Below are 9,064 nucleotides of genomic sequence, written 5' to 3' on the forward strand. Positions count from 1 at the left end.
ATCAATGCCGCAACGCAGCAAAGCGGATAGGGTTTTGAAAACTGATGCGCCTTTCGCATCGTATATGGAAGGACATCCAATGCCGACCAAACCCAAGCAGATCGCCCCGCAACCAGAAAGGCCCTATGAAACGCTGGACCGGATGGCCCATGCCACCCTGGCATCGGCGACCTCGGGACTATCGCCTTCGGTGTTGGCCGAAGCGTGGATGGACTGGGCGACGCACCTTGCGTCTTCACCGGGCAAACGGCTGGAGTTGACGGAGCAGGCAATGCGAGGCGGTCAGGCGCTGTGGGCCGCTGGTGTTGGCTTCGGTGCGCCGGAGGCTGCCCCTGACGCAGCGCCCGATCGTCGCTTTGCCAGCGCGCATTGGCAGAAATACCCGTTCAATGTGATGGGCATGGCGCATCAATTGTCGTGGCAGTGGTGGCAGGACGCAATGACCGGCGTGCATGGGGTTACCCCTGCGCATGAGAACTTGATGGCGTTCGTTGCGGGCATGATTTCTGACAGTGCCGCACCGTCAAATTTTGCGCTGACCAATCCCGATGTGATCGAGGCAACACGTGCCGAAAACGGCCAGAATTTGCTGCGGGGTGCAAAGAACCTGCTGGACGACATGGTTGCCAAATCCGGCACGGCAGAGCCAGCGGGCGCGCAACCCTTTGAAGTCGGGCGCAATCTGGCGACCAGCCCCGGCAAAGTGGTGTTTCGCAACGATCTGATCGAGTTGATCCAATACACCCCCACCACCGGAAGCGTGCGGCCCGAGCCGATCCTGATCGTGCCGGCGTGGATCATGAAATACTATATCCTTGATCTGTCGGCGCAAAATTCGCTGGTGCGGTTTCTGGTGGCCCAAGGCTTCACGGTGTTGATGGTGTCGTGGAAAAACCCCGATGCCGGTGACCGCGATCTGGGGATGGAAGATTACCGCCAGCTTGGCGTGATGGCGGCGATTGATGCGGCGCTGGCAATCACCAAGGCGGAAAAGCTGCACGCGGTTGGCTATTGCCTTGGCGGCACCTTGCTGTCGATTGCGGCGGCGGCGATGGGGCGGGATGGGGACACGCGGCTTGCTTCGGCCAGCTTTCTGGCAGCGCAGGTCGATTTCACCGAAGCCGGACCGTTGCGCCTGTTCATCAATGACAGCGAGGTGACGTTGATTGAGGACATGATGTCTGAGGCAGGCTATCTGTCGTCTGATCAGATGGCGGGAGCTTTTGCCATGCTGCGCGCCCGTGATCTGATCTGGAACCCCGCGATCCGCAATTACCTGCTGGGGCAGCGCAGCGATGCGTTTGACCTGATGGCGTGGAACGCCGATGCCACACGGATGCCTGCGCGGATGCATTCAGAATATCTGCGCAAACTGTTCTTGAACAACGATCTGGCCGAGGGGCGGTATCACGTGGGCGACCGCGCGATAGCCATGGGCGATATCCGCGTGCCGATCTTTGCGGTTGGCACCGAGGATGACCATGTGGCCCCGTGGCGGTCGGTCTACAAGCTGCATCTCTTTGCCGATACAGACCTGACTTTCGTGCTGACCAGCGGCGGGCACAATGCCGGGATCGTGTCAGAGCCCGGTCATGCGGGGCGGCATTTCAGGATTGCCGACACGGGCGCGGATGCCGCCTACCGCGATCCCGATCAATGGCTTGCCGAAACAGAAGCCAAAGACGGTTCCTGGTGGCCCGCCTTCGCGGACTGGCTTGTGGCGCGGTCGGGCGACCCCATGGCTCCGCCGCAGATGGGCGCACAGTCCGGCCAATACAAGGCGCTGTGCGATGCGCCCGGCACCTATGTGATGCAACGATGAGCGCGCTTGAAGGCAAGGTTGCGCTGATCGTCGGCGTGGCGAACGGCCATTCCATCGCCGCTGGATGCGCGCAGGCCTTTGCAGGTGCGGGGGCCGAGGTTGCCCTGACCTATGTGAACGAGACGGCCAAACCCTATGTCCAGCCGGTTGCGGATGCCGTGGGGGCAAAGCTGCTGCTGCCGCTGGACGTAGAGGTGCCGGGGCAGATGGAGGCGGTTTTTGCGGGCGTCAAAGACCGTTGGGGGCGGCTGGATATCCTTGTTCACTCCATCGCCTTTTGCCCGGCGGATGATTTGCATGGGCGGGTCACCGATTGCTCTCAGGCGGGATTTGCGCGGGCGATGGATATCTCGGTGCATTCGCTGATCCGCATGGCGCGGCTGGCAGAACCTTTGATGACCAAGGGCGGGTCGATCCTGACCATGACATATTACGGCGGTGAAAAAGTGGTCGATCACTACAATATCATGGGGCCGGTCAAGGCCGCGCTGGAGGGCACCATGCGTGCGCTTGCGGTCGAGTTGGGGCCAAAACGCATCCGCGTAAATGCAATTTCGCCGGGGCCTTTGCAGACCCGCGCAGGCTCGGGTATCGCGCATTTCGACGAACTAATCGACGCAGCTCGGGCGCGCGCACCCGAGCAGAACCTTGTCACGATTGAGGATGTTGGAGCGGTTGCCACAATGCTTGCCAGCGACGCTTCGCGCAGCATTTCCGGCGATATCACTTACGTTGACGGAGGCTTGCATGTTCGCGCATGAACCGGGCGACCCTGCTGCAACGATGCAGTTTATCGAAAACCGGACATATGACGAGATTGCGGTTGGCGATCATGCCGAACTCACGCGCAGGCTGAAACCGCAGGATATCGAACTGTTTGCGGTGATGTCGGGGGATGTGAACCCCGCGCATGTGGATGCGGATTATGCCAAGGACGACATGTTCCACGGGATTATTGCCCACGGAATGTGGGGGGCTGCGTTGATTTCGGCTGTGCTTGGCACCGAACTGCCGGGGCCGGGGACGATCTTTCTGGACCAGAGCCTGAAATTTGAGGCCCCAGTCGGTCTGGGCGATACCGTCACCGTGCGGGTCGAGGTGACGGAAAAGCAGGACAAGGGCCGCCTGCTGTTGGCCTGCACTTGCCTCAATCAACACGGCAAGATGGTGATCGAAGGTGTCGCCCGCGTCATCGCGCCGCGCGAAAAGGTGCGCCGCCCGCGTGTGGTGCTGCCCGAGGTGCATCTGCATGTGCAAGGCGCGCAATACGCACGGCTGATCGCAGCGACCGAGGCTTTGGATCCGGTGCGCACCGCTGTCGTGCATCCCTGCGACGCGCTGTCGTTGACGGGCGCGCTAGAGGCGGCGGATCAGGGCATGATCGTGCCGGTTCTGGTCGGGCCGCGTGCCAGGATTGAGGCCGCCGCAGATCAGGCGGGGCGCAATCTGGAAGGCTTTGAAATCCTTGATACTCCCCACAGCCACGCCGCTGCCGCCGCCGCCGTGGCACTGGTGCGGGCGGGGACGGTGGCGGCTCTGATGAAGGGGTCGTTGCACACCGATGAGTTGATGGAGGCTGTCATCGACGCCAGCCTTGGCCTGCGGTGCGAACGGCGAATGAGCCATGTCTATGTGCTTGATGTGCCAACCTACCCCAAGCCGCTGCTGATCACCGATGCGGCGATCAACATCCAGCCCGACCTGGGCGTCAAGCGCGACATCGTGCAAAACGCCATCGACCTTGCGCAGGCTTTGGGGATCGCGCGCCCCAAGGTCGCGATCCTGTCAGCGGTCGAGACGGTCAACCCCCGCATGCCTTCGACCCTTGATGCAGCGGCGCTGTGCAAGATGGCCGACCGGGGCCAGATCACGGGTGGGGTTCTTGACGGGCCGCTGGCGTTTGACAATGCGATCTCACCAGTGGCTGCGGCCGCCAAGGGGATCGTGTCCGAGGTCGCGGGTGCGGCCGATATCCTAGTCGCCCCCGATCTGGAATCCGTGAACATGATGGCCAAGCAGTTGATCTATCTGGCGGGTGCCGATGCGGCGGGGATCGTGCTGGGCGCAAGAGTGCCGATCATCCTGACCAGCCGCGCCGACAGTGCAACCGCGCGCCTTGCCTCTTGTGCGCTGGCGCAGCTTTTCATCAGCCACCAGAAGCCGCTTGTGCCATGAGCGATGCCATCCTTGTGCTGAACGCGGGTTCCTCCAGCCTGAAATTCGCGGTCTTTACCGGCAATGAGGACATACTTGCCCCGGCAATGCGCGGCAAGATCGCAGGCATCGGGACCGATCCCATGTTTTCGGCGCAGAATAGCGCGGGGGGCACGGTTCCCGACGACTTCCCGCCGATGGATCGTGGCACGGGCCTTGATCGTCTGATCCCCACCTTGCTTGACTGGGTGCAGGCCCACTCGGGCGGCATTACCCTCAGCGCTGTTGGGCACCGCGTGGTGCATGGCGGGCAGCATCATGCCGCACCTGCGCGTGTCACCGATGCGCTGTTGGCCGACCTTGCAGCGCTGGTCGCGCTGGCCCCCTTGCATCAGCCGCACAATCTGGCGGCCATCCGCTCGGTCGCCGCGTTGTTGCCTGATCTGCCGCAGGTCGCCTGCTTTGATACCAGCTTTCACCGAACCCAAAGCAGGCTGGCGCAGCTTTTTGCCTTGCCCCGTGCTATGGCGGACGATGGCATCCTGCGTTACGGCTTTCACGGCCTGTCCTATGACTACATTGCCAGTGCCCTTCCCAACAATTTGGGTCAGGGCGGGAATGGGCGGGTTATCGTCTGCCATTTGGGCAACGGGGCCAGCCTTTGCGCCATGAAGGACCGCCAGAGTGTGGCGACCAGCATGGGATTTACCGCGCTGGACGGGCTGGTGATGGGAACCCGCTGCGGCACGCTGGACCCCGGTGTTGTGCTTTACCTTTTGGACAAAGGCTGGGGCGCAGAGGCAATCACACAGCTGCTTTACCAAGAGTCTGGCCTGCTGGGCGTATCAGGCATCAGCAGTGATATGGCCATTCTGGAGGCCAGCACCGCCCCACAGGCGCAAGAGGCGATAGACCTGTTTTGCTATCGCGCTGCCAGCCAGTTGGCGGCCCTTGTGCCTGCCCTTGGCGGGTTGGACGCGATTGTCTTCACGGCGGGCATCGGCGAGAAATCCGCACGGGTGCGCAGGGGCATATGTGCGCAGTTGCACTGGATGGGCGTGGACCTCGACACAGGCGCCAACGAAAGCCACGCCACCCGCATCAGCCCACCAGACTCGACTATTGATGTGCTGATCATCCCGACGAATGAAGAAGCCGTCATTGCGCGCGCCACGCTGGCGCTGATCAGCCCTGTTTCCCCAACCAAAGCCGCCCAGGCCTGATCTGCATCAGCCCGGTGACAGGAATTCCGGTCTATCCTTGCAAGATCGGTCCAACACCGGTCAGCAAGGAGTCTGCGATGGCACTTTCCATGACCCAGTTCACCCATGATCCCACCTATGCGCCCTTTCTGACGGCTGCGGTTGGTGCGGATGAGACAGGCGCAAAGGTATCCGTCCTGTCAATGCTGGCCCGGCTTGATATCGATCCATGGGTCGAGGCAGCCAAACTGGCGCATCTGCAAGACGCCCCTGCACGCCAAAGGCTGGAGGGGTTGCTGACGCGGTTCACCGACGTGCCGACACTTGCGTCGGATCAGGGCCGGGTCGCCTTGGAAATCCTGGCACTTCTGCCCAGTCACGCCCCGGCGGCAAGGCCGGTGGCCAAACCCGGATCCGATCCATTGACGATTCCACCAGCGGGCGCGCCGATTTACTGGATTATCGCGACAGTGCTTGTCCTCGGCTGGATCGCGTCGCTGGCGCAAGGAAACTGAAACGTCCGACCCGCCGCAGACTTCGGATTTCATCTGTGAAAGGTGCCTGACATGACCACAGACAACACATTATGGGAGATGGAGGAACGCTTCTGGACCCAAGGCGCTGATGCTGCGCGCCATATGACCGCAAAGGATGCGGTTTTCGTCTATCCGTATCCTGCAGGGATCCTCCGCGGCGAGACGCTTTGGCGCGAGGCAGATGTGGCGCAACGCTGGCGGTCGGTCGTGATGTCTGATCGGCATCTTTCAAGGTTGGGTGCCATCGCCGTGCTGACCTACGGCGTTTCCGCCGAACGCGGCGACGCGCCGATCTACACGGCACTCTGCACCTCGACCTATGTGAAAGACGACACCAAATGGCTGCGCCTGACGCATCAGCAAACCCCGGTGGGGTAAAGGGTGGCTATGCGGACTGTCCGCTTCGAGCCCGAAGTGACTGATGCTGCAGTGTGTTTGAACGTCGGCTATCGCTCGACGGCCAAAAACCTTCAACAACCAGTTTGGTATTAAAAGGGGTTTGCGGGAGCCGAAAGCTAATCCGTTCGCCCTGAACAACACCCATACCGTTGATTTTACGATGAAAAGCCGCGTTTTTTCTCGCCATGACCTGCAGGGTTTTGTATGATTTGCGGTGAAACCCTGCAATTTTGGTTCTGCCCATGAAGCACCGTTCTCGCCCTGCCGAACAGGATGATCTGCTGCGTCCGCGACTGGTCGACATGATCGACCCGCGGCACGAGCTGGTGAAGCTTGCAGCCCTGATCGACTGGGAGGTGTTCGAGCGGGAATGGTCGGGGTTCTTTCCATCGGGCAAAGGCCGAGCGGCCACGCCGCCGCGCCTGGTCGCGGGGTTGTTCTACCTCCAGCATGCCTATCGGTTGTCGGACGAGGCGGTAGTCGCCCGCTGGGTCGAAAATCCCTATTACCAGCACCTCAGCGGCGAGACCTTTTTCCAGCACAAGCTGCCAATTGACCCATCGTCGCGGACGCGTTGGCGCAAGCGCATCGGCGAAGAGGGCGTGGAGTGGCTGCTGACCCAGACAATCCTGGCCGGGCAGAAATCCGGCGCGATCAATGAGGACAGCGCCAAGCGCGTGGCGGTGGATACCACCGTGATGGAGAAGAATATTCCCTATCCGACGGACTCCCGGCTTTACGAGCGGGCACGCGATCAACTGGTCGCCCTGGCGCAAGAGGCCGGGGTGGAACTGCGGCAATCCTACGCCCGCCTTGCGCCGCGACTGGCGCTGCAGGTTGGTCGCTATGCCCATGCAAAACAGTTCAAGCGCATGCGCAAGGCATTGAAAAAGCTGAAAGGCTATACTGGTAGGGTCATGCGTGACCTCCGCCGTCACCTGCAGGATATCCCCGAGGGTAGCCTGCGGGATCGCATCATTGCCAAACTCGCCCTTGTCTCGCAGCTGCTGCACCAGGCACCCAAGGGGGCCGACAAGATCTATGCCCTGCACGAACCCGAAGTGGATTGCATATCCAAGGGCAAGGCCCGGGTGCGCTATGAATTCGGCTGCAAGGTCAGCATTACCACCACGCTGGACGAAGGCTTCGTGGTCGGCATGCGCAGCTTTCCGGGCAACCCTTACGACGGCCACACCCTGAGGCAAGCGCTGGAACAGGTAGCCATCCTTACCGATCAGCGCCCCGACCTCGCCGTCGTCGATCGTGGATACCGCGGCCACGGCGTTGAGGCGACCCGTGTCCTGATCAGCGGCACAAGGCGCGGGTTGACGCCGAAACTGATCGCAGACCTCCGTCGTCGCAGCGCCATCGAAGCCGAGATCGGCCACATGAAAACCGATGGCCGCCTGTCGCGATGCCCGTTAAAGGCACACTCGGCGACACCCTCTTTGCCGTCCTCTGCGCCTGCGGCCACAACATCCGAAAGATCCTTGCCCACCTCCGGGCTTGGCTTGCCTGGATGTTCGCCGCCATCATCGCCGCCCAAACAGATCCAGATGAGCAGCGTCAGCTGCTCTCAGCAGCCTGAAAGCTTTGTTCAGGGCGAACTAATCCCTTTACCACCGTTCCCAAAAGGAGGGTTTCGGGAAAGGTAGCGAGTAGCAAGAATGGTCCGAATGCAGCACTGGGTTCGAATGGCGACTTCTCAACTAAAATGGGCTGTGAACCTTAGCGTGATGCTGTAAGTTGAAAAGGCAAGCAAATTCCAATTCCTCTGCTTGGAGCTGTAAGATGCGTATCTTTTTGTATACTTTACTTTACTTTACTTGGCTTGGCTTGGCTTGGCATTAGCCCTTACACTTTTTTTCAAAACAATTTCCTCAGACAAAAAGGGACTCGCGCAAGATTGGAATACACTTTGCCGGATACGAGATTGTAGTCAATTTCCAATGGGGTATATGACTTACGAAGTGGATGGTTCAAATTATTACTTTCCAGCCTACGGCAGCTTTTTTGGAGTTCTTCCAATTGGTATAAAGGCAAAAGAGTCCTGGTTTAGCAAGAACTACTCAACTGGTTCAGGTTGTTGCACAGTTTGGTGGAATCTCAGTTTTGACTTGTATCTTGAAACTGGACCTGACAATCGAATTGAAAGGGGCTTTGGACTGGTTAATGAGTACACTGATCTTGCACGTTTTGGCTATGGCGCACGGGATGAACTTCCCAATCTATTCGGGATATCGACGGGTCATCCTTCCGGGCCGTTAAGATACCTCGACTTTTATATTTCTAGTAGAAATAGCCAACTGGACAAGTTTCGGTTGGAAAACCTTCTACCTGCCGCCCAGATCACTGGGAACAGCAAACGCACTTGGGTGTCGACGGACATGTTGTCATCAATGGACTTTGAGAGTTTTAACGATGCATTTTGGGTTATAGAAGATAATCGGTATCTTGAGTCCCCGGGAGGATGGACGTTTAACGGCCTCGTGGTGGTGTCCAAGTTCCCGATATTGAATGATCGGCATGTCTACGGTCGTTGCGACATCAGCTGCAGCTTCTCTTCACTGAAATTTCCTGATGAAGTCGACAATGAAGAGCCTCTTCTCACAGTCGAGATGCATGGGGCGGATATCGACGTTCTAGGTTCAGGACTCATAACCAGAATATGACGGTTGCAGCGAGTGCAATTGCTGACAGGAATACCTTTGGACAGCGGTCGTAGCGGGTTGCGACGCGTCGCCAATCTTTGAGCCTGCCAAACATTCTTTCGATGCGGTTGCGGCGTTTGTAACGGCGCTTGTCGTATCGAATGGTCTTGTTGCGTGATTTGCGACCTGGGATACAGGGCCTTGTACCCCTTTCTGACAAGGCTTCGCGGAACCAGTCGGCATCATAGCCTCGATCTGCAAGCAGCCATTCTGCATTTGGCAAACTGCTCAGCAAAGCCA

General features: G+C 59.5%; 8 protein-coding genes and 1 pseudogene. 8 read left to right on the top strand and 1 reads right to left on the bottom strand.

All coding sequences use genetic code 11. The features are described 5' to 3' along the window. Positions 1-79 precede the first annotated feature (79 nt). From G560_RS0112055 to G560_RS21030, 8 genes and pseudogenes are all read left to right on the top strand, one after another. On the top strand, positions 80-1,822 hold the full coding sequence (locus G560_RS0112055) for a PHA/PHB synthase family protein (protein WP_197082909.1): 1,743 nt from the start codon (positions 80-82) through the stop codon (positions 1,820-1,822). Further along, on the top strand, positions 1,819-2,583 hold the full coding sequence (fabI, locus tag G560_RS0112060; RefSeq protein ID WP_022704564.1) for an enoyl-ACP reductase FabI: 765 nt from the start codon (positions 1,819-1,821) through the stop codon (positions 2,581-2,583). Before G560_RS0112055 ends, fabI begins: the two co-directional genes overlap by 4 nt. Further along, positions 2,570-3,997 (top strand): bifunctional enoyl-CoA hydratase/phosphate acetyltransferase, encoded by a 1,428-nt coding sequence (locus tag G560_RS0112065; RefSeq protein WP_022704565.1) that lies wholly within the window; start codon positions 2,570-2,572, stop codon positions 3,995-3,997. Before fabI ends, G560_RS0112065 begins: the two co-directional genes overlap by 14 nt. Next, entirely contained in the window at positions 3,994-5,199 is a 1,206-nt protein-coding gene (locus G560_RS0112070) for an acetate/propionate family kinase (RefSeq protein WP_022704566.1), read from the top strand. The genes G560_RS0112065 and G560_RS0112070 overlap by 4 nt, the downstream gene beginning before the upstream one ends. 77 nt (positions 5,200-5,276) lie before the next feature. Further along, on the top strand, positions 5,277-5,693 hold the full coding sequence (locus tag G560_RS0112075; protein ID WP_022704567.1) for a hypothetical protein: 417 nt from the start codon (positions 5,277-5,279) through the stop codon (positions 5,691-5,693). Between the two features lie 51 nt (positions 5,694-5,744). Next, positions 5,745-6,092, top strand: a complete 348-nt coding sequence (locus tag G560_RS0112080) for a DUF4440 domain-containing protein (protein WP_022704568.1) — start codon at positions 5,745-5,747, stop codon at positions 6,090-6,092. 263 nt (positions 6,093-6,355) lie between these two features. Further along, positions 6,356-7,701: pseudogene (locus G560_RS20010) on the top strand (IS5 family transposase). 370 nt (positions 7,702-8,071) lie between these two features. Continuing rightward, positions 8,072-8,785: a hypothetical protein gene (locus tag G560_RS21030; protein WP_155947255.1), complete on the top strand. Its 714-nt coding sequence runs from the start codon at positions 8,072-8,074 to the stop codon at positions 8,783-8,785. On the opposite strand, the gene G560_RS20675 is transcribed toward G560_RS21030, so the two are convergent. Next, positions 8,769-9,064, bottom strand: a 296-nt coding sequence (locus G560_RS20675) for a transposase (protein ID WP_155947257.1), incomplete at its 5' end; no start/stop codon positions are given. The genes G560_RS21030 and G560_RS20675 overlap by 17 nt on opposite strands.

The sequence above is a fragment of the Pseudorhodobacter ferrugineus DSM 5888 genome, assembly GCF_000420745.1.
GTDB lineage: Bacteria > Pseudomonadota > Alphaproteobacteria > Rhodobacterales > Rhodobacteraceae > Pseudorhodobacter > Pseudorhodobacter ferrugineus.